We start from the raw sequence: 21,653 nt of genomic DNA, 5'->3' as shown, positions 1-21,653 counted from the left end.
CGGCGGGGTATCACTGCGGGCGACGAGCCGGAACAGAGCGATGTTCCGGCTCTCGTCGGTGGTCTGGCCCGAACCGACGCCGGCAGGACCGCCGGTCTGATTCTCGTCGTCGCCGTCCTCGCGATTCTGTGCCTGGTGAGTATCGCTGTGGGAGCCGAGAACATCGCTGTCGGTGACGTGTGGCACGCACTGTGGTCTTCGAACGGTTCCACCGACGCGGTGATCGTCCGCGAGCTCCGAGTTCCACGGACCGTGCTCGGTGTGCTCGTCGGTACCGCGCTCGGCGTCGCGGGCGCGCTGATCCAGGCGATGACGCGCAACCCGTTGGCCGACCCGGGCATTCTGGGCGTCAATGCCGGAGCGGCACTCTTCGTCGCCTTCGCAGTCGGGGTGTTGGGCGTGACCGACGTTCGCTTCTATGTGTGGTTCGCGTTCGTCGGTGCCGTTCTCGCCACCGTCGCGGTGTACGCGCTGGGTTCGGTGGGGCGAGCGGGCGCAACTCCGATTCGCTTGACGCTCTCCGGTATTGCCCTCGGTGCGGTGCTCGGCGGCGTCACCTCCGGGATGCTGCTGCTGGACCCGGACGCCTTCGCCAGGATGCGGTTCTGGGGCGCAGGCTCGTTGGCGGGTCGAGGCCTCGACATCGCGGCGGCGACCGGCCCGTTCGTCGTACTCGGACTGTGTCTTGCGGCGCTCGTCGCGCGTCCGCTCAATGCGATCGCACTGGGCGACGAGCTGGCCCGGTCGTTGGGAGCCGATGCGCTTCGGACGCGGACCGTCGGGGTCGTTGCCGTGACCCTGTTGGCCGGAGCAGCGACTGCGGCGGCGGGACCGGTCGGGTTCGTGGGGCTGATGGTGCCGCACATGGTGCGCTGGTTCGTCGGGCCGGACCAGCGTTGGATTCTGATCCACACCGTGTTCGCGGCACCGGCACTGCTGTTGTTCGCCGACGTCGTCGGCCGGATCGTCATCGAGCCGGGGGAGTTGCAGGTCGGTATCGTCACCGCTTTCGTCGGGGCCCCCGTCCTGATCCTGTTGGTCCGCCGAAAGAAGGCGAGCGGGCTGTGATCCGGGCACCGCGCGCCGGGAACATCGACTTCGGCAGAAGGGTGTGGATCGTTCGCACCGTGCTGGGCGCACGAATCGACGTTCGTACGGTCCTCGTCTGCGCGGCCCTGCTGTTGCTGACAGCGGTTGTCGCCGTCCTCGCGATCGGCACCGGCGATTACCACGTTCCACCGGGCCAGGTGCTCGCGGCGGTGTTCGGCGACGCCCCGCGCATCACCGAGATCGTCGTGATGCAGTCGCGGTTCCCCCGGGTTGCCCTGGCATTCCTGTTCGGAGCTGCCCTGGGGGTGTCGGGTGCGATCTTTCAGTCGTTGACCCGAAATCCGTTGGGCAGCCCGGACATCATCGGCTTCTCGACCGGCGCGTACACCGGCGCTCTCGTCGTCATCCTCACCCTCGGTGGCGGTTACTACCGGACCGGAGCGGGCGCGCTCGTCGGGGGACTGGTGGCCGCCGCCGTGGTGTACGTGCTCGCCTACAAGCGCGGCGTGCAGGGCTTTCGATTGATCATCGTCGGTATCGCGGTCAGTGCCGTCCTGGCGTCCGTCAACACCTGGCTCGTGGTGAAAGCCGATGTCTCCGAGGCAATCGCAGCCGCCGTCTGGGGCGCGGGCACACTCAACGGGCTGGGGTGGCCGCAGGTGGTTCCCGTTCTCGTGGCCCTGGCTGTCGTCACCCCCGTGGCGGCGGCGCTGTCGACACGGCTACCGGTACTCGAGATGGGCGACGACGCGGCGAGAGCGCTCGGAATCCGCGTCGAGCCGACGCGTCTGATGCTGGTGATTCTCGGGGTCGCCCTCACGGCACTGGTCACGGCCGCAGCGGGGCCCATTTCGTTCGTTGCGCTCGCCGCGCCGCAGTTGGCCCGACGACTCACCGGTACCTCGTCGGTGGCCATGGTGCCCGCGGCGTGCATGGGCGCTCTGCTCCTGATCGTCAGTGACGTTGCAGCGCAACGAGTGTTCGCACCCACTCAACTTCCGGTCGGCGTGGTGACGGTCTGTGTGGGCGGCGCGTACTTCGTCTGGTTGTTGGCACGAGAAGGGCGGAAGCAATGACGACGAGGCCACGCCTGTACGCGGACGGCATCACCGTCGGATACGACAAACGAATCATCAGCGAGAAGCTGACCGTCGAGATTCCCGACGGCAAGTTCACCGTGATCGTCGGGCCGAACGCCTGCGGTAAATCGACACTGTTGCGCGCGTTGTCGCGGCTGCTGAAGCCGACCGGTGGGGCGGTATTGCTCGACGGCAAGTCCATCTCGTCGTATCCGGCGAAGGAGGTCGCTCGCCGACTCGGGCTCCTGCCGCAAACCTCCATCGCGCCGGACGGCATCTCGGTGGCCGATCTCGTTGCGCGAGGCCGCTATCCGCATCAGAAGTTGATCCGGCAATGGTCGACGGCGGACGAGGCGGCAGTGGTGGCGGCCATGAATGCGACCGGAGTGACACCGTTGTCGGCCCGTCCGGTCGACGAGCTGTCCGGCGGACAGCGGCAAAGAGTCTGGGTGGCAATGGTTCTCGCGCAACAGACACCGCTGTTGCTCTTGGACGAGCCGACGACGTTTCTCGACATCGCGCACCAGATCGAACTTCTCGATTTGCTCGCCGCGTTGAATCGGGAGAACGGCAACACCCTGGTCGCGGTGTTGCACGACCTCAACCATGCGTGCAGGTACGCCGACCACATCATCGCGATGAAGGACGGTGCGGTGGTCACCGAGGGCCCACCCGCGCAGGTGGTCACCGCCGAGCTGGTCGAGGCGGTGTTCGGACTGCCGTGCCGCATCATCGACGACCCCGAATCGCACACTCCGTTGGTGATTCCTCGGGTGGTTCCTCGGGTGAGAACGACGACGATCGGCTATACCGCCGACACATAGTAGGTAAGCCTTGGTTTACACTCGGAAAAACGGACCTTCGGGTTCGCGTGGAGATCTCGAAAGGATCCATCAGTGCCGAGTTGGAAGAAGCCCGAAGCAGGCCGTCGCCGTACACATACCGAGCGACGGGCCCTCCGCGTCGTTGCCCTCGCCTCGGCGGCACTCGTCGCCCTCGGCTCGGCCGCCTGCAGCTCCGAGCCCGCATCGAACGAGGGAGCGGGAACCTCTACGAGCGACACCCGGGTGATCTCGACCGACCAGGGCGAGGTGATCGTTCCGGCGGACCCGCAGCGCATTGCCGTGCTGTCCGCGGGCCTGGCGGGCTACCTGTTCACTCTCGATGCTCCCGTTACCATCGCCGACACTCGGCTGCTCGGAGTGACCAATCTCGACGGTGGTTTTCCGCCACAGTGGGCCGAGAAGGCGCAGGCACAAGGCACTCTGGAGTTGCCGGCCGGAGATCAGCTCGACCTCGAAGCCATCGCACAGGCCGCGCCCGATCTCATCATCGGTGGAGGGCAAGGCTTCGCAGCTGTTCTGGCGCAGCAATCATATGAGCAGTTGACCCAGATCGCACCGACCGTGCTGGTGCCGTCGAGCGTCACTACCTGGCAGGGCGAGCTCGAGGAGGTCGCCGAGGCCGCCGGTGAATCCAACAAGGTCGAGGCACTGATGACGGCGTACGAAGACAGGGTTTCCGAGGTGAAGGATTCGATCGCCGTTCCCGGCGCGCCGGTGTCGTACCTGCTCTCGTTGAGCACGAACGAGCCCTCGTTCATTCCGCAGACCGCGGCATTGCCAACGTTGCTCGAGTCGGTCGGATTCGAGCCCGACGACGTCATGACCAAAGCGAACAACCCGGAGCTGTACGGTTCTGGCGATTCATTTGTGGTCAGCCCCGAACTGCTCGCGCCGATCGCGAGTGCGCCGGTGATGTTCGTGGTTCCGGTTGCCGGGCGCAGTCTGGCCGAGCTGCAAGGAGATCCGGCCTACGCCGCTCTACCTGCTTTCACGTCCGGCACGGTGTACGAGCTTCCGGCCACGAGCTACCGCCCGGACTACGACGGCGTGATGGGCACGCTCGATATCGTCCAGCAGACGTTCGCTGTGTAATCGAGATCGATACGAAACCGAAAGAGAGCACTCGATGGCGGGGACCGTCCGCGAGGTTCGAGTTTTTCCGATCTGTATGCGGGAACTCGACGTACTGGCCGTGGAAGACGTGACGCCCGGGATGCGGCGCGTCGTCGTGGGCGGTCCGTCGATGGATGCGCATGTGCGTGACGGCGTCGAGCTGCCACCGGTGCGTAGCACCGGATTCGACGACGACGTCAAAGTCCTTCCGGTGGATCCGATCAGCGGGAAGCTGCCGTTTCCGGTGCCCGAGAACGCGGGTGACGGAACGGTCGACTGGCCACCGGGATCGTTCCCGTACGGCCGGACCTACACGGTGCGTCGTTTCGACGACGAGCGCCGCGAGATGGCTCTCGACTTCGCGGCCCACGAGGGTGGACTGGCAGCCGACTGGGCCAAGACGGTCCAGCCCGGCGAGAAGATTCTCGTTGCCGGACCCAAGCATTCGGCCGGACTGCCCGTCGGCGTCGACTGGATGTTGATCGCCGGCGACGAGACTGCGTTGCCCGCAATCGCGCACTGTCTGGAGAAGTTGCCCGCCGATCTACCTGCCACGGTGGTCATCGAGGTTTCCGAGCACGCACACCGGCAGGAGCTGACAAGCGCTGCGCCGGTGGATATCACCTGGCTCTGTCGGACCGACAGTGGCGGCGAGTCACGCTTGGTGGAGACGGTGCAGCATGCGCAGTGGCGTCCCGGACAGCCATACCTGTGGGTGGCGGGGGAGGCGTCGACGATCAAACCCCTGCGTCGCTGGGCCAAGGTGGACAAGGAAATTGCGAAGCAATTCGTCGAGATCGCCGGGTACTGGAAGCGACGCGAGATCGCAGCTGTCGGATCATCGGCGGAGTCGGATCCCGATGCCCAGCTGCACGAATTGTCGGAGTTGTTGCCGCCGTTCGCCATTCGTACCGCCGTCACCGTCGGTATCTTCGCCGCGATCGACGGCGGGGCAGGCACGCCGTCGGACATCGCAGCTCGATGTTCGACGCATCCCGGTGCCACCGCCAAGCTGCTGCGGCATCTGGTTCTGATGGGACTGTTGACCACCGACGGCACCCGTTTCGGACTCTCCGAGATGGGTGCGCTTCTCAGCGACCCGGAAGCCTTCGTCACTCAGTCGTTGAATTTCGACAGGGTTCATTCACGACTGGACATGGCGTTCCTCGGCCTTCTCGACACCGTACGTAGCGGGGCACCGGCGCGGCAGCACGGCTTCGTCGACAAGATGAACGAGGACGGGTTCGCCGCTGACTTTCACGAAGAAGCAGCGTTCGGTGCCGTGTATCGAGCGCCCGCGCTGCCCGATGCAGTCGACCTGAAGGCAGTTCGGACCGTCGCAATCTACGGCGAGGGCGGTGGTGTGTACGCGGATACTCTGGCGCGCATGCACCCCGACCTGACGCTACGTCTCGTCGGACTCCCCGCTCAGGGCGATCGCACGGCAGCCGATGTGGCTCCGTCGCGTCGGGACCTGGTCGAACGCATCGACGCCAGTGAATTCGTTCCGTTGGTCGAGCCTGTCGATCTGGTGATCGCGGCCGACGTGCTCGATTCTCACCCCGACGCCGATGCCCGAGTGCTGCTGACGGCACTGGGGAATTCGGGGCGGCGGGTGGTGCTGATCACCGACCTGCTCGATCCCGACACCGCCGATGACCATGACACGGAGGACGACCTGTTGCGGCTGTGTCTGTACGGCTCGGGTCGTCGCAGTGCCGCTGAAGTACGGGAGTTGGTCGTCGGGTCGGGGTTCGAGCCGCCCCGTTTCGGATCATTGGGTTGGGGCTCGACCATCGCCGAGTTCGGCGGACATGCTTACCGGGGTTAGCCTGAGGGTTCTCGGAAGAAACGACGAGATATGTATCGAGGACGAAGATGAGTGAAGGATCGGTCGGCTTCTACTATGCCGACGTCGTTGCGGTGGAACGGCTGACCGTGCACATGGTGCGCGTGACGTTCGGCGGCGAGCATGTTGCCGGCTACCGCACACTCGGGGTGCCCGACGAATGTGTCGGTGTCTATTTCCCTCGGGCGGGGGAAACGAAGCCGCCGCCGATGACCGAGGTCGACGGTGTGTGGTGGTTCCACGGTCTCGAGAACGCACCGGAGGGCCGCAACTACACCATTCGGCGCCTCGACGAGGAACGTGGTGAATTGACCATCGACTTCTTCGCGCACGAGGGTGGGGTCGCGGCGACGTGGGCCCAGCAGGCCGCCCCGGGTCAGACGGTGCTCTTCACGCGTCCGCGATCCTGGTACTCACCTCCCGCCGACGTCGAATGGCTCCTGCTGGTCGCCGACATGACCGGGTTGCCCGCGCTCGGCCGGCTCGTCGAACAGTTGCCGGCCGGGGCGAAGGCGCACGCCATTGTCGAGGTGCTCGAGCGCGGCGACATCCAATCCTTCGAAACCCCGGCCGATGTCACGTTCGATTGGCGTATCGGATCCGGGAACGGTGACAGCGCCAGCGTGCTCGACGACGCCGTGCTCGCCTACCCGTTGCCCGAGGGACGCGGTTACGTGTGGTTCGCCGCAGAGGCGTCGTCCTCGCGTCGGGTGCGTAAGTACTTCCGTAAGGAACTGGGCTACGACATAGCGCATTTCGACATCATCGGATATTGGCGGGCAGATTCCGAGAAGTGGCTCGAAAAGTACAAGCAGTATCAGGAGGAGGCGCTCGCTGTGTACAACGGCGTCATCGAATCCGGCCGCACCGAGCAGGAAGCCAGTGAGGCATTCGACGCGCTGCTCGAGCGGGTCGGGCTCTAGCGCCGAAATTCGTAGTCGGGCAATTCCAGCGTCGCCGCGTCGGGACCGAGGAATCTGCTCGTGACCGCCTGGACCGGCTTCGATCCGGCCAGACGCAGCACGGTGCGAAAAGCAGCTACTCCCACAGTCGTTTTCGGATGCGCGACGCGAGGCACGCCGGGCGGCAGCTTCTGAGCCTGATTCACGAACGGACGCATGCGCGCCTCGAAGGCCTCGAACCCGGCGCGATGATCGCGCGCTCGGGCGAGTTCCCCGGCGAGCACGTAGGCCCCGGTGACCGACAACGTGGTGCCCATCCCGCTCAATGGTGTTGCGCACCAAGCAGCGTCGCCCAGCATGCCGATTCTGCCGTTCGACCATCGCGGAGCCTGCACCTGGGCCAGATAGTCGACGTAGAGCTCCGAATCCGGTCCGAGCGAATTCAGGATTCTGGGCACTTCCCAGCCGACGTCGGCGAACGTCGCTCGCAAGGCGGCAACGACTTCTTCGGTGGACGCGGTTTCGTACCCGCCGTCGTCGGACACCCAGGACAGGCTGAAACGCGTCGTGCCGAGGTTGTCCGGGCGCAGATTGGCGACCCTGGATCCGGGGGCGTTGTACCACCGCCACCAGCCGTCGTCACTCGGTCCCTTCGGCAAAACCCCGTAGGCGGTGTACAAGCCGACCGGCGTGGTCTCCGCCTCGGCAGGAAACGCCAGTTCTCTGCTACTGGAACGGATTCCGTCGGCGAACACGACGAGGTCGAACCTCTCCGCTGCGTTCGACGCGAACGTGACATCGACGCCGTCGGCATCCTGAGCCACGTCGACGACGCGATCGCCGTACCGGTACTCGGTTCGCGGACCGGCTGATTCGACGAGAATCCGCGCGAACTCGCCGCGCAGAATCTCCATCTCCGCCGTCGGTCCGTCGTGTGATCCGTCTCCGGCCGGAAAGGCCGCGATGGTGGCGTCGGAATCGTCGACGAATCTGGTGCCCTTCTCGGTGGTGCCGTTGGCCAGCAGGGTCTGCTCCAGGCCCATGCGCCGCAGCACCTCGCGTCCACTACCGCGGACGTCGATGTTCTGGCCGCCCAGACGCAGCTGCGGACTGCGCTCGACGACGACGACGTCGTATCCCGCTCTGTCGAGCCAGTAGGCGACGGTGGGGCCGGCGATGCTGGCACCGGTGACGAGCACGCGTTCGGTCATCGGGCGGGAATGCCCGGGCTGCCGGTCGTTCAATCCGGGGGGGAAAGTAGCTGAGCCTCACCTTGGTGGTGTACTTTCTCGAATTGTCCGTTTGACCCGTTTTCGTCAGGAGAACCGTGTTCACCGTTCGCCGTCTGGCGCTGCTCTCGTGCAGTGCAACCCTTGCCCTCGGTTTGGTCGCCTGCAGCTCTTCGGACTCCGGTGACACCACCTCCACCTCCGAGTCCGCCACCGCAGAGTCCGCCCTGGTGGTGTACTCCGGCCGCGGCGAAGAACTCGTCGACCCCCTGATCGAACGCATCGGCGGCGGCATCGAGGTCGACTACTCGGGCAACACCAACGCCCAGGCCGCGAAGATCCTCGAAGAGGGCGACGCGACTCCGGCGGACGTCTTCTACGGTCAGGATGCAGGTGCTCTCGGCGCTCTCGACGAGGCGGGCGCACTCGCACCGCTGCCCGAGGACATCCTCTCGCTCGTCCCCGAGCAGTACCGCGGCACCGATGGCACCTGGGTCGCGACCTCCGCACGGGCCCGCGTGCTGGCCTACAACTCCGATTCGGTGCAGGCAGCAGATCTGCCCACCGGTATCGACGGACTGCTCGACCCACGCTGGCGCGGACAGATCGGCTACGCACCGACCAACGCCTCGTTCCAGGCATTCGTCACTGCCCTGCGCGTACAGCGCGGCGAGGAGGGTGCCCGCACCTGGCTAGAAGGGTTCGTCGCCAACGAGCCGGTCGCGTTCGAGGGCAACGGTCCGCTGCTGACCGCCGTCAACGACGGTCAGGTCGCCACGGGACTGCTCAACCACTACTACTGGTACCCGTTCAAGGACGAGAACGGTGCCGACGCTCCCGTCGAGCTGCACTACTTCGAGCCCGGCGACCCCGGCGCGCTGATCAACGTCGCCGGTGCCGGTGTACTTGCTGCCTCGGACAACCAGGAAGCGGCATTCGATTTCGTGCGCGAGCTGCTCTCGACCGAATCGCAGACGTACTTCGCCAACGAGACCGCCGAGTACCCCGTCATCGACGGTGTCACCTCGGACTACGACCTGCCGCCGCTGTCCGACCTGGGCTCGACCGACCTCGATCTGGGCCGGCTCTCGTCCCTCGACGCCACCCAGACCCTGCTCACCGACGTCGGAATCATCTAGTCGGTGCTCGATTCCGGGTTCGTGTCTGCACTCCAGCCGCTTCGGCGGCACCACTTCGGCGGTCGTCCCGTTCTCGGGACGGCCGCGTTGTGCGTGGGAGCGCTGACGCTGACACCCTTGGTCTACCTGTTCGTTCGAGCGTTCGACGGCGGAACCGAGAAGGTCCTGCGGCTGCTTCTGCGGCAACGCACGCTCGACCTCGTTGTCCGGACGACGACGCTCGCCCTCACCGTGGTGGTCGCGTCCGTCGTGGTGGGCGCGCTGCTCGCGTGGTTGACCGTCCGAACCGATCTACCGGGTCGACGCATCTTCTCGATGATCCTCGCGGCACCGTTGGCCATCCCGTCGTACGTGTCCGGCTATCTGTGGATCGCCGAATTCCCCTCGTTGGCAGGCTTTTCCGGTGCCGCGCTGGTGCTCACATTGTCGTGCTTCCCGCTGGTGATGCTGCCGGTGTCCGCTGCGTTCGCCACCGCTGACCCGTCGTTGGCCGAGGTCTCTCGAACCCTGGGTCGCGGGGCGCTGCGGACCGCGTTGACGGTCGAGTGTCGCCGCGTCGTTCCGGCTGCGGCAGCAGGTGCACTGCTGGTGTCGCTGTACACGATCAGTGACTTCGGAGCGGTGGCGCTGATGCGGTACGACGCCTTCACTCTCGGCGTCTACAGTGCTTATCGCGGCGGACTCGATCGCACCGCGGCCGCTGTTCTCGGGCTGGTCCTCGTGGTGGGCGCGTTGGTGTTGACCCTCCTCGAACGGCGTGCCCGACGCGGGGCCACGGCGAGGGTGGGATCGGGTACCGACCGGATGGCCGAGCCTGTGGTTCTGGGCCGGTGGCGCGCGCCTGCTCTGGCCGTTGTCGTTGCAGCCCTCGGTGTTTCGGTGCTGGTACCGATTCTGGCCCTGGTGCGGTGGCTGAGTCGATCGTTGCGCTTCACCGTCGACTGGGTGGACGTGCTGGCCGTCACGGCCACGACCGTCCAGTACTCCGCGACGACCGCCGTGGTGGTGGCCTTACTCGCGTTGCCGGTCGCGCTGTTCGCGGCCCGATCCACGTCGAGGGCCGCCCGCGGTGCCGAGTTGTCCACGTACATCGCGCACGGACTACCGGGGATCACGGTAGGGCTCGCCACGGTGTTTCTCGGAATCAGGTTCCTACCGTCGTTCTATCAGACCGCAGTGCTGCTGGTGCTGGCGTACGTGGTGCTGTTCCTGCCGTTGGCCGTAGGCAGCACCCGATCGGTGATCGAGGCCACTCCGGTTGTGCTGGAGGATGTCTCACGGACCATCGGGGCAGGACGCGTGCGCACCGACCTGCGGGTGACGATTCCTGTCGCCGCGCCCGGCATCGCGGCCGGAGCCGCTCTGGTGTTTTTGACCGTCGCCAAGGAACTACCGGCGACGTTGATGCTGCGCCCCCGCGGTGTGGACACGCTCGCGACCACGCTGTGGTCCACCACCGAGGCATTCCGCTACGGCGAGGCGGCCCCCTACGCCCTCGCATTGATCCTGATCTCCGTCGTCCCGACGATCGTCCTGACGCGGGCGCTGCGGCGTACGACGCGAAAGCGAGTGGCACTGTCATGAGCATGGTGATGTCCGATCTCGTTGCCTCGTACGGCAGTACGACGGTGCTGCACGGAATCGATCTCGACCTCGGCGACGGTGAGATGCTCGCCGTGCTCGGACCCTCCGGCTGCGGCAAGACGACTCTGCTTCGATCGATCGCAGGCCTGCACCGTATCGACGCGGGCCGCATCACCGCCGATGGGCGCGACCTCTCCGTCGGCGGGCGTGTCCAGGTGCCGCCGGAGAAGCGGGGAGTAGGCCTGATGCCGCAGGAAGGTGGACTGTTTCCGCATCTGACGGTGCGCCGGAACATCGAATTCGGTTTGCGCACAGGGTTCGTGCGGCCGTACCTGTCCGGCCGAGCCGAACGGGCCCGCCGCGTCGACGAGATGCTCGAGCTCGTCGGACTGCCCGACGCCGGTGCGGTCCGACCCAGCGAACTCTCGGGCGGGCAGCAGCAGCGGATCGCGTTGGCGCGTGCGCTGGCCCCGGCTCCGTCGGTGGTGTTGATGGACGAGCCGTTCGCTGCTCTCGATGCGGGTCTGCGGACCTCGATTCGGCAGGACGTGCGAGAGTTGTTGCTCACCAGCAAGACCGCGTCCATTCTCGTCACCCACGATCGGGCCGAGGCACTGGGCACCGCGGATCGGGTTGCGGTCCTGCTGGGTGGGCGCTGCGCGCAGGTCGATACGCCGCGTGCACTGTACGAGCGCCCCACCACGCCGGCTGTGGCGAGCTTCGTCGGCGACGCCTATTACGTCGACGCTGCCGCGCGCGACGGTTGGGTCGACACCGTTCTCGGTCGTCTCGAATCCACCACCAGGGCAACGGGTATGGGGCAGGTCTTGCTCAGGCCCGAGCAGTTGGTGGTCTCGGAGCGCGAGGACGGCGAATTTCTCGTCGAACACGAAGTGTTCACCGGCCCCGAATGCTCGGTCACTGTGCGACACCGCGATACCGGGCTCCGGCTGCGTGTCGTCGCTCGGGCCTGCGACCGATTCGCTCCCGGTACAGCCGTGAACGTCTCGGTGACCTCACTGGTGCACTGGTTTTCGCGTTCGGTGAGTTGATGCCGTGACGTAGGGTTCCGGTCGCGGTACGCGGCGGAACCAGTGGGCGAGTTATCGGGCAGTGCGCCTGGGCATGAACACCGCAGCGACAGTCATCAGGACGGCGGCGACCAGCACTCCGATGAAGACCAGATGGATGGCGTCGGACAGTTGTTCGGGTTCTGGATCTCCGGACACACGGGCGTTGACGATGGCACCGAACACCGCGACGCCGACGGCGCTACCGAGTGAACGGGCGAACATGTTGGTGGAGGTGACGACGCCGCGTTCGGCCCACTCGACGCTCGACTGTGCGGCGATCAATGTGGGGCTCGCGATCAACCCCATGCCGAGGCCGATGACGAAGCACATCGCCGCGACGTGCCAGATCTGCGAATCGGCGTCGAGCAGAGTCGTCAGTGCCGTACCCACGATCCCGATCGAACCGCCGACCACTGCCGTCGTGCGGAAGCCGAAGCGCAGGTACACCCGTCCGGACTGGGATGCCGCGATCGGCCAGCCGAGGGTCAGCGTGGACAGCGAGAAGCCGGCGATGATGGCTCCGGTGCCGAACACGCCCTGTACGAAGGTCGGGACGTAGGACGTCAGTCCCAGGATCAATGCGCCGACGAGCAACGAGATGAAGCTGCTGACCACCAGCACCCGCCGGGTGAACACCCACAGCGGCAGGATCGGCTCCTCGGCGCGGGACTCGACCCATGCGAACACCGCCAGCAGTAGGAAGCCCACAACGAAGATCGCGATGCTGATCGGCGAACCCCAGGCCCAGGACTGGCCGCCTTCGAGCAGGCCGAGGAGCACCATCGTCGCGCCGACGGTGAGCAGAGCTGCACCGAGGTAATCGATCTTCGGCTTGGTGCGTTCGACAGCGCCTTCCTCGAACTTGCGCAGCAACATGAACGCCGCCACCGCGCACAGCGGAATGTTGATGAAAAAGATCCACCGCCACGACAGGTACTCGGAGAAGACGCCACCGAGGGCGGGGCCGAGCACCGAGGAAATCGCCCACACGCTGGCCAGGTAGCCCTGCACCTTGGCGCGCTCGGGCAGCGTGTAGATGTCGCCTGCGATCGTGATGGACATCGGCTGCACGGCACCCGCACCGAGTCCCTGAATCGCGCGGAAAGCAATCAGAGCAGGCATGCTCCACGCCAGGCCGCACAGAATCGAGCCCAGGCAGAACACCGCGATGCCGAACACCATGATCCTTTTGCGCCCGAACAGATCGGACAATTTGCCGTAGAGCGGCACCGAGACAGCCTGTGCCAGCAGGTAGATCGAGAACAACCACGGGAACTGCGCAAACCCGCCGAGGTCGCCGACGATGGTGAGCACCGCAGTGGCGATGATCGTCGCGTCCAGCGCAACCAGCGACGAGCTGAGCATCAGCGCGATCAGGATGGGACCGCGTTCGGAGCGGAATCCGATGTCCGGGGTCGATTCGGTCGTTGCCATTGCTAGTCATTGTGATCCCTGCCCGCCGACGTGGCGGCACCGGCCCAGATAGTGTTGAGCCTCGTGCGACCATCACTGAGTAGCTACGAGCATCTGGCCGGCGGCAAGGTCCGCGATCTGTACACGATCGACGACGCGCATCTGCTGCTCGTCGCGAGCGATCGAATTTCGGCCTACGACCACATCCTCGACACCCCGATCCCGGACAAGGGACGGGTGTTGACGGCGATGAGCGTGTTCTTCTTCGAGGAGCTCGGCGGCGTCAACCACCTGGCCGGTGATCCGCTCGACGAACGCATCCCCGCCGAACTGCTCGGCCGCGCCCTGGTGGTGAAGAAGCTGAACATGGTGCCGATCGAGTGCGTTGCTCGCGGCTATCTCACCGGATCCGGGTTGGCGGACTACAACGCGACCGGAAAGGTGTGCGGCGTCGAACTGCCGCCCGGCCTGATCGAATCGAGCAAACTCGACGAGGTCATCTTCACTCCTGCCGCCAAGGCCGAACTGGGCGAGCACGACGAGAACATCACCTTCGACCAGGCCGTCGAACTGGTCGGTGCCGAGCTGGCCTTCAAGCTCCGCGAAGACACCATCGAGATCTATTCGCGTGCAGCCAACTTCGCTCTGGAACGCGGAATCATTCTCGCGGACACCAAGTTCGAGTTCGGGACCGATGCCGACGGCAACCTCGTTCTCGCCGACGAGGTGCTCACCCCCGATTCCTCGCGCTACTGGCCTGCCGATTCGTACGAAGAAGGTCGCGTTCAGCCCAGTTTCGACAAGCAGTTCGTTCGCGACTGGCTGACCGGCGAATCCGGCTGGGACCGAGCGTCCGACACCCCACCGCCACCGTTGCCCGACGACGTCGTCGCCGCAACGCGCAGCCGCTACATCGAGGCCTACGAGCGCATCTCGGGCCTGAACTTCGACGATTGGGTCACGCCATGACGATCACCCCTCCCATTGCCAAGAAGGTGCCGCAGGGGCGCACCCATCACGGCGACACGTTCATCGACAACTACGAGTGGTTGCGCGCCAAGGAAGACCCCGAGGTGATCGCCTACCTCGAAGCCGAGAACTCGTACACCGAGCAGCAGACGGCCGGACTGGAAGCACTCCGCGGCAAGATCTTCGACGAGATCAAATCGCGCACCCAGGAGACCGACCTGTCCGTGCCGACGCGCATGGGCCAGTGGTGGTACTACTCACGCACCGTCGAGGGAAAGTCGTACGGCCTCCAATGCCGTTGTCCCGTCGACTCTTCCGACGACTGGACACCGCCGACACTGTCGTCCGACGTGGATGTGCCGGGGGAGCAGATCCTGCTCGACGCCAACGTCGAAGCCGAAGGTCACGACTTCTTCTCGCTCGGGGCCTTCTCGATCAGCCTCGACGGCACGTTGCTGGCGTACTCGACCGACACCGAGGGTGACGAGCGGTACACGCTGCGTTTCAAGAACCTCGAGACCGGTGAGCTGCTCGCCGACACCATCGAGAACGTCGCGCCGGGAGCCACCTGGACCGCCGACGCTACCCACGTGTTCTACCTGACGGTCGACGAGTCCTGGCGTCCCGACACCGTCTGGCGGCACACCCTCGGCAAAGCCGAGGACGTCAAGGTGTTTCACGAGCCAGACGAGAGCTACTGGGTCGGATTCGGTTCCACGCGCAGTGAGAAGTACCTGATGATCTGGGTCGGCTCCAAGATCACCTCCGAGTGCCTCGTCCTGGAATCCACCGATCCCGAGGGCGAGTTCCGCGTCGTACTGCCGCGCACGGACGGCATCGAGTACAGCATCGAACACGCCGTCGTGGCCGGTGAGGATCGCTTCCTGATCACCCACAACGGCTCGGTCAACGGCTGGGGTACTGAGGGGGAGAAGGCCGAGAACTTCCTGCTCGCCGAGGCCCCGGTCAGCGATCCACTCGATCAGCGCATTCTGGTTCCGCATCAGGGCGACGTCCGAGTCGAGGACATCGACGCCTTCGCGAGCCACCTGATCTTCACCTACCGCCGAGAAGCGTTGACCCGCATGGCGATCTGGCCGCTGACCGACGAGGGATACGGCGAGTACCGCGAGCTGGAGTTCGACGAGGAGCTCTACTCCGTCGGTGCGGGCTCGAACCCGGAATGGGATCAGCCCCTGCTGAGGATGGTCTACACCTCGTTCATCACGCCCGGTCAGGTCTACGACCTGGATATCGCGAGCGGTGAACTGCTGCTTCGTAAATCGCAGCCGGTGTTGGGTCAGTTCGATGCCGGCGACTATGTGCAGCACCGAGAGTGGGCGACCGCGCCGGACGGAACACAGATTCCGCTGTCGGTCATCGCTCGCAAGGACGTCCCCGAGGCGCCTGCTCCCACGCTGCTGTACGGCTACGGATCGTACGAGGCATCGATGGACCCGTCGTTCTCGGTAGCGCGTCTGTCCCTGCTCGACCGCGGCATCGTCTTCGTCGTCGCACACGTGCGCGGCGGCGGTGAGATGGGTAGACACTGGTACGACCAGGGCAAGACGCTGCAGAAGAAGAACACGTTCACCGACTTCATCGCTGCCGCACAGCATCTGATCGACACCGGCCGTACCTCACCGAAGCATCTGGTTGCCGACGGCGGCAGCGCAGGCGGACTGCTGATGGGTGCGGTGGCCAACCTCGCACCCGAGCTGTTCAACGGCATCCTGGCCAACGTGCCGTTCGTCGACCCACTCACCTCCATCCTCGACCCGTCGCTGCCGTTGACGGTGATCGAATGGGACGAGTGGGGAAACCCGTTGGCGGACAAGGAGGTGTACGAGTACATGAAGTCGTACAGCCCCTACGAGAACGTCGAGGCCAAGGACTACCCGTCGATCCTCGCGATCACGTCCATCAACGACACCCGCGTCCTGTACGTCGAACCGGCCAAATGGGTTGCGGCCCTGCGTGCCACGAAGACGGGTGACTCGGACCTGCTCCTCAAGACCGAAATGAGCGCCGGACACGGCGGAGTCAGCGGACGCTACGAGAAATGGAAAGAAGCGGCTTTCGAGTACGCCTGGATCGTCGAGAAGACCGGTGCCCATGTGAGTGGAAATTCGTAGCCTGCTACGAGTTTCCACTCACATGCGGCGCCAGCCGCTCTAACGCCACACATAGCGGACCTGTGGTCGCCCGGCTTTGCCGTATTCGGTGTGCCGGGTGACGAGGCCGTCGTCGGCCAGTCGTTCGAGGTAGCGCCAGGCCGTCACCCGGGATACGCCGACAACCTTGGCCGCCTCGGAGGCGTTGAGGCCGTCGACGGATTCCTTGACGCTGGCGGTGATGCCGTCCATCGTCTGCGGGGCAATGCCTTTGGGGGTGGAGACGCGTTCGTCGGCCGTGCGCAGGTGTGCCATCGCACGGTCGATGTCTCGCTGACTGGACGCGTTCTCGCCGGCGGGTAATGCGTCGTGGAATTCGCGGTAGCGCTCGAGCTTGTCTCGAAACGCCGCGAACGTGAACGGTTTGAGCAGATACAGCACGATGCCGTGCGCCACTGCGGAACGAACTACTGACAGATCACGTTCGGAGGTGATGGCAATGACGTCGGGGCTCGGACGAAGACCGCCGAGCGCCGCAGCGACGTCGATGCCACTGGCGTCGGGCAGGCCGATGTCCAGCAACACCAGATCGACTGGTTCGGTGCTGGCGAATCGCATGGCCGCAGCGCCGGTGTGTGCGACTCCGGCCACGTCGAAACCGGGTGTCCGCTCGACGTACGTCTTATGTGCCTCGGCGATGAGCGGTTCGTCGTCGACGATCAGTACGCGGATCACGACGTCGCTCCCGGAATGGTCGCCACCAACACCGACCCGTACGTCACTTCCGAGGTCAACGTGCCACCGTGCCGCGTGATCACCTGCGTCACGAGCGCGAGGCCGAGTCCGCGAGATCCGGATTTGGTCGAGTATCCCCGCCGGAGAGCAGCTTTCAAGGTTTCCGGTGGCATGCCGGGACCACTGTCGGCCACCCGGACGACGAGTTCACCGTCGGCGTCGCGGACCGTCACTTCGACCCACGGCTGGTCGGATTCTTTCGAGGCATCGATCGCATTGTCTATCAGATTGCCTACCAGCGTCACCAATTCGCGAGCAGTCAGAACCCCTTCGTGTTCCATCGCCGTGTCGTCGGTGATCGTCAGCTCGACGCCCTGTTCGGCAGCCTGGCTGACCTTGCCGAGCAACAGCGCCGCGAGCGCAGGCTCGCCGACCGCGTTCATCAACCGGTCGATGAGCGTCTGCGAGAGTTCGAGGTCGGCCGTCGCGAATTCGACGGCTTCTTCGGGCCGACCGAGTTCGACCATCGTGATGACCGTGTGCAACCGATTCGCCGCCTCGTGCGCCTGCGAGCGCAGTGACTCCGCGAAACTGCGCACCGAATCCAATTCGCCCATCAACGAACGCAACTCGGTCTGATCGCGAATCGTCAGGACGTTACCCAGGCGTTTGCCCTCCCACATGACCGGATCCTGGTTGACGACGAGTACACGATCTTTCGTCAGATGCAGCTCACCGCGGACGATCCCGGTGTCCATCTGTTGCATCGACTCCGGCAACGACGTCAGCGATACCGGCCCGTCCGGTAGGTCGAGAAGGCGTCGGGCCTCGTCGTTGACCAACTCCGCCTCGTCGCTGCGTCCGAACACCAACAGACCCTCGCCAATGGAATGCAGAACGGCGTCGTGATGCTCGTACATCGTCCGCAATTCGGCCGGAGCCATCCCCAATGTCTGACGCCGTAGCCGGCGGCTGAGCAGCGTCGAACCGGCCGCAGCGACGACGAAGGCCGCGAGCACGACGGCGAGGATCAACGGCAGGCCTTGCAGGAACTGATCGCTGATCTTCTGGCGGGTGACTCCAGCGGACACGAGACCGACGATCTCGCCGTCGGTATCGGTGACGGGTGTGACCGCCCTGATGGACGGGCCGAGAGAGCCCACGTACGTCTCGGTGAACGTCTCACCGAGCAGTGCGCGATCGATGTTGCCGCTGAACGGTTTACCGATCAGGTCGACGGTGGTGTGCGTGAAGCGGGTGCGATCGGGAGCCATGACGACGATGAAGTCGACCCCGGTGACCTGCCTGATCTTCTCCGTTTCCGGCTGCAGACGAGACGTCGGGTCTTCGGATTCGATGGCCAGCGGCGTCGACGGTTCGTTGGCGATACTCACCGCGATCGCCGTCACCTCACGTCGGGTGGCGTCGTCGCTGTTGGACCTCTCGTTGAGGATCGTCAGGATCCCGCCGGCGAGAACGACGACGGCCATGACGACCAGTTGCAGGACCAAAACCTGGCCCGCCACGCTCAGCGGCCGCTTCGAGGACAACACATTCCTTTCAGACAAGAAACATCGATGTGAACAGAATGAACGTATAGGTGACTCCAGTCACTGGGTGCAGCAACATCATCTCTCAGCAGGGGTGACCCACCTCACTCCACCCGCGACAGTTACGAAGTCCGCAGTTCGACTCGCGCTTCACTTGAACCAGAAGGAACATTCATGACAACCATCGATGCGGAGCGGTTCGACAATCCGCCCACCGAGCCCAAGAAGAAGCGCGACAAGACTCACTGGCTCTACATCGCGGTGATTATCGCCGTCATCGCCGGAGTCATCGTCGGCCTGGTGTGGAAGGACTTCGGCGTCTCGCTGGCCGTGCTCGGCACGCTCTTCGTCAGCCTGATCAAGATGATGATCAGCCCGGTCATCTTCTGCACCATTGTTCTCGGCATCGGTTCGGTCCGCGCGGCAGCCAGTGTCGGTCGCGTCGGCGGCTTGGCCCTGGCCTACTTCCTCAGCATGTCCACCATCGCGCTCGGTATCGGCATGGTCGTCGGCAACCTGATCCAGCCCGGTGACGGTCTGGACATCCCGCCCAGCGGCGGAGCCGATGAACTGGTCAAAACGGCCGAGGCGGCCGGCGGCACGATGGACTTCATCGCAGGCATCATTCCGACCTCGCTGCTGTCGTCGCTCACCGCAGGTTCGGTACTGCAGACGTTGTTCGTCGCCATCCTCGTCGGCTTCGCCCTGCAGGCCATGGGCAAGAGCGGCGAAGGCATCCTCAAGGGCATCGGTGCAGTACAGAAGCTCGTCTTCCGCATCCTGACGATGATCCTGTGGCTCGCCCCGATCGGTGCCTTCGGTGCCATCGCCGGTGTCGTCGGCAAGACCGGATTCGACGCGGTACTGCAGCTCGGCACTCTGATGCTGGCCTTCTACGTCACCTGCTTCATCTTCGTGTTCTTCTTCCTCGGCCTGATCTTGAAGTTCGTTTCCGGCTTCTCGATCTTCAAGCTGGTCAAGTACCTGGCCCGTGAGTACCTGCTCATCGTCGCCACCAGCTCGTCCGAGTCGGCCCTGCCGCGTCTGATCGCCAAGATGGAACACGTCGGAGTCGAGCGCACCACCGTCGGCATCGTCGTCCCCACCGGTTACTCGTTCAATTTGGACGGCACCGCGATCTACCTGACGATGGCCTCGATCTTCATCGCTGACGCCATGAACCTGCCGCTCTCGATCCCCGAGCAGTTCTCGCTGCTGCTGTTCATGATCATCGCCTCCAAGGGCGCAGCCGGAGTCTCCGGAGCCGGACTGGCCACGCTGGCCGGCGGCCTGGAAAGTCATGCCCCTCAGCTGCTGGACGGCGTCCCGATCATTGTCGGAATCGACCGCTTCATGTCCGAAGCCCGCGCCGTCACCAACTTCTCGGGTAACGCCGTTGCCACCTTGCTGGTCGGCACCTGGACCAAGACCCTGGACAAGGAACGAGTCAACACGGTGCTCGACGGCAACCTGCCGTTCGACGAGGAAACCATGGTCGACGACCATTACCCCGAAGACGACGCACCCGCAGACAAGCAGGTCATCATCGAAAAGAACGCCGCCAAGGCATAAGAACCTGCCGGGCGACGCGCATCCCCCCGTCGCCCGGTTCGGAAGAACGCAAGTACGGCCCTGCCACCAGCGGGGTCGTACTTGCTTTTGTGCGTCGGTTCCATTCTGTCGGTACTCACAGGTAAGTTCGGATGATGACTGAAGTTCAGAACATCGGCATCAACACGCTGGGTGGTGCGCCTACCTCGCTCGACGAGTACGCCGGACGGGCCGTCCTCGTGGTCAATGTCGCATCCAAGTGCGGACTGACCCCGCAGTACGAAAAGCTGGAGAAGCTCGCCAACGAGTACTCCGCCAGCGGCCTGTCGGTCGTCGGGGTGCCGTGTAACCAGTTCGGTGGCCAAGAGCCCGGCACCGCCGAAGAAATCGAAACCTTTTGCTCCACCACGTACGGCGTCACGTTCGCGATGACCGAGAAGGTCGACGTCAACGGTGACAATCGGCACCCGCTCTACGCCGAACTGACCAAGACCGAGGACGCCGACGGCACAGCCGGAGACGTTCAGTGGAACTTCGAGAAGTTCCTGATCTCCCCGGATGGCGTCGTCACTAACCGGTTCCGCCCGCGCACCGAGCCGGACGCGCCCGAGGTCCTCGCCGCGATCGACAAGATCCTGCCGAAGGAAACGATCGCCGTTTAGCTTCTGTCTGCATCGACTTCGGGCCTCGTTCACGCTGGTGTGCGAGGCTCGAGTCATGTCTGGACGCCTGATCGTGTCGGTGAGCGGAATCAAGAACGACACCTACGAGCATGCCGCCGAGTTCGCGCGAGACCTCGACGGACGGGGCGTCCCGCTGTCGCTGCTCGTCGCACCGCGGCTGAAGGACAAGTACCGGCTGGCCGCGGACGTGCCCACCCAGGAATGGTTGCGCTCCCGTCGCGACAGTGGCGACGCCATCGTTCTGCACGGCTACGACCAGGCCGCGACTAAGCGTCGACGTTCCGAGTTCGCCGCACTGCCGCGCCACGAAGCTCGACTGCGACTGATGGCCGCGGACCGCGTCATGGAACAGACCGGTCTGCGCACCCGAGTGTTCGCCGCTCCGCGCTGGATCGCCTCACCCGGAGCCATCGAGGCGCTCCCGGAGGCAGGATTCCGAATGATCGCCTCGCTCAACGGTATTCACGATCTCGACCGAGACGGCACCATCCGCGCCCGGGTCTGGGGAATCGGCGAAGGCTTCAAAGCCGAACCCTGGTGGTTCAAAGCACTCGTACTCGGCGCCGGTCGCACCGCCCGACGCGGGGGAGTGGTGCGCCTGGCCATCAGCGCCAAACAACTCGGACGCCCCGCGCCCCGACAGGCAATCCTCGATGCCATCGACCTCTCCCTGCACCACAACGCCGCAGCCGGAGTCTACGAATGGATCCCGCGCACCAAAACTCGCGTGGCCTGACTCCTCGCTGCCTGACCTCCACCCCACCCCCTTCGGATC

General features: G+C 64.9%; 18 protein-coding genes. 14 read left to right on the top strand and 4 right to left on the bottom strand.

The genetic code is table 11. From position 1 onward, the window contains the following. Positions 1–9: 9 nt before the first annotated feature. The 6 genes from CH262_RS24820 (at position 10) to CH262_RS24795 (ending at position 6,859) form a co-directional block, all read left to right on the top strand. On the top strand, positions 10–1,068 hold the full coding sequence (locus CH262_RS24820; RefSeq protein WP_032381796.1) for a FecCD family ABC transporter permease: 1,059 nt from the start codon (positions 10–12) through the stop codon (positions 1,066–1,068). Then, positions 1,065–2,126 (top strand): FecCD family ABC transporter permease, encoded by a 1,062-nt coding sequence (locus tag CH262_RS24815; protein WP_371829095.1) that lies wholly within the window; start codon positions 1,065–1,067, stop codon positions 2,124–2,126. The genes CH262_RS24820 and CH262_RS24815 overlap by 4 nt, the downstream gene beginning before the upstream one ends. Continuing rightward, a complete protein-coding gene (locus CH262_RS24810) occupies positions 2,123–2,953 on the top strand; it encodes an ABC transporter ATP-binding protein (RefSeq protein ID WP_094718690.1) in 831 nt (276 codons plus the stop codon). Before CH262_RS24815 ends, CH262_RS24810 begins: the two co-directional genes overlap by 4 nt. 72 nt (positions 2,954–3,025) lie before the next feature. Next, positions 3,026–4,066: an ABC transporter substrate-binding protein gene (locus tag CH262_RS24805; protein ID WP_094718689.1), complete on the top strand. Its 1,041-nt coding sequence runs from the start codon at positions 3,026–3,028 to the stop codon at positions 4,064–4,066. A gap of 34 nt (positions 4,067–4,100) precedes the next feature. Further along, positions 4,101–5,918, top strand: a complete 1,818-nt coding sequence (locus CH262_RS24800; RefSeq protein ID WP_094718688.1) for a siderophore-interacting protein — start codon at positions 4,101–4,103, stop codon at positions 5,916–5,918. 47 nt (positions 5,919–5,965) lie between these two features. Next, positions 5,966–6,859 carry a siderophore-interacting protein gene (locus tag CH262_RS24795; RefSeq protein ID WP_094718687.1) on the top strand — a complete coding sequence of 298 codons (894 nt, stop codon included), beginning with the start codon at positions 5,966–5,968 and terminating at the stop codon, positions 6,857–6,859. On the opposite strand, the gene CH262_RS24790 is transcribed toward CH262_RS24795, so the two are convergent. Then, positions 6,856–8,049 (bottom strand): FAD-dependent monooxygenase, encoded by a 1,194-nt coding sequence (locus tag CH262_RS24790; protein WP_032400077.1) that lies wholly within the window; start codon positions 8,047–8,049, stop codon positions 6,856–6,858. The two genes, CH262_RS24795 and CH262_RS24790, sit on opposite strands and share 4 nt — an antisense overlap. Positions 8,050–8,165: 116 nt before the next feature. On the opposite strand from CH262_RS24790, the gene CH262_RS24785 reads away from it, so the two are divergent. Genes CH262_RS24785 through CH262_RS24775 form a run of 3 tightly spaced genes read left to right on the top strand, consistent with a single transcriptional unit; the run spans position 8,166 to position 11,842 of the window. Then, positions 8,166–9,206 carry an iron ABC transporter substrate-binding protein gene (locus CH262_RS24785; protein WP_094718686.1) on the top strand — a complete coding sequence of 347 codons (1,041 nt, stop codon included), beginning with the start codon at positions 8,166–8,168 and terminating at the stop codon, positions 9,204–9,206. A 21-nt stretch (positions 9,207–9,227) separates the two neighbouring features. Further along, positions 9,228–10,790 (top strand): ABC transporter permease, encoded by a 1,563-nt coding sequence (locus CH262_RS24780; RefSeq protein WP_256988974.1) that lies wholly within the window; start codon positions 9,228–9,230, stop codon positions 10,788–10,790. Between the two features lie 2 nt (positions 10,791–10,792). Then, positions 10,793–11,842, top strand: a complete 1,050-nt coding sequence (locus CH262_RS24775; protein ID WP_256988973.1) for an ABC transporter ATP-binding protein — start codon at positions 10,793–10,795, stop codon at positions 11,840–11,842. A gap of 51 nt (positions 11,843–11,893) precedes the next feature. Here the strand turns inward: CH262_RS24775 and CH262_RS24770 are convergent, their stop codons facing one another. Continuing rightward, on the bottom strand, positions 11,894–13,297 hold the full coding sequence (locus CH262_RS24770) for an MDR family MFS transporter (protein ID WP_094718684.1): 1,404 nt from the start codon (positions 13,295–13,297) through the stop codon (positions 11,894–11,896). A gap of 63 nt (positions 13,298–13,360) precedes the next feature. Between CH262_RS24770 and CH262_RS24765 the strand changes: the two genes are divergently transcribed. Together CH262_RS24765 and CH262_RS24760 are read left to right on the top strand one after the other, a co-directional pair. Continuing rightward, positions 13,361–14,245 (top strand): phosphoribosylaminoimidazolesuccinocarboxamide synthase, encoded by an 885-nt coding sequence (locus tag CH262_RS24765; RefSeq protein ID WP_032386737.1) that lies wholly within the window; start codon positions 13,361–13,363, stop codon positions 14,243–14,245. Then, positions 14,242–16,380, top strand: a complete 2,139-nt coding sequence (locus CH262_RS24760) for a S9 family peptidase (protein ID WP_094718683.1) — start codon at positions 14,242–14,244, stop codon at positions 16,378–16,380. Before CH262_RS24765 ends, CH262_RS24760 begins: the two co-directional genes overlap by 4 nt. A gap of 39 nt (positions 16,381–16,419) precedes the next feature. Here the strand turns inward: CH262_RS24760 and CH262_RS24755 are convergent, their stop codons facing one another. Both CH262_RS24755 and CH262_RS24750 read right to left on the bottom strand, forming a co-directional pair. Further along, positions 16,420–17,094: a response regulator gene (locus CH262_RS24755; protein WP_032374017.1), complete on the bottom strand. Its 675-nt coding sequence runs from the start codon at positions 17,092–17,094 to the stop codon at positions 16,420–16,422. Continuing rightward, positions 17,091–18,584, bottom strand: coding sequence for a sensor histidine kinase (locus CH262_RS24750; RefSeq protein WP_230073743.1), 1,494 nt, complete (start codon positions 18,582–18,584; stop codon positions 17,091–17,093). The genes CH262_RS24755 and CH262_RS24750 overlap by 4 nt, the downstream gene beginning before the upstream one ends. Before the next feature lie 234 nt (positions 18,585–18,818). Here CH262_RS24750 and CH262_RS24745 point away from each other — a divergent pair, with 234 nt between their 5' ends. From CH262_RS24745 to CH262_RS24735, 3 genes are all read left to right on the top strand, one after another. Further along, positions 18,819–20,216, top strand: a complete 1,398-nt coding sequence (locus CH262_RS24745; protein WP_032386372.1) for a cation:dicarboxylate symporter family transporter — start codon at positions 18,819–18,821, stop codon at positions 20,214–20,216. Positions 20,217–20,347: 131 nt separating this feature from the next. Then, positions 20,348–20,857 carry a glutathione peroxidase gene (locus CH262_RS24740; protein WP_027495833.1) on the top strand — a complete coding sequence of 170 codons (510 nt, stop codon included), beginning with the start codon at positions 20,348–20,350 and terminating at the stop codon, positions 20,855–20,857. Positions 20,858–20,912: 55 nt separating this feature from the next. Next, entirely contained in the window at positions 20,913–21,614 is a 702-nt protein-coding gene (locus tag CH262_RS24735) for a DUF2334 domain-containing protein (RefSeq protein WP_094718710.1), read from the top strand. The last annotated feature ends 39 nt before the right edge of the window (positions 21,615–21,653 follow it).

The sequence above is a fragment of the Rhodococcus sp. 05-2255-1e genome, from assembly GCF_002259025.1.
In the GTDB taxonomy this organism is placed as follows: Bacteria; Actinomycetota; Actinomycetes; order Mycobacteriales; family Mycobacteriaceae; genus Rhodococcoides; species Rhodococcoides fascians.
This window is presented reverse-complemented; position numbering and strand designations above follow the sequence as displayed.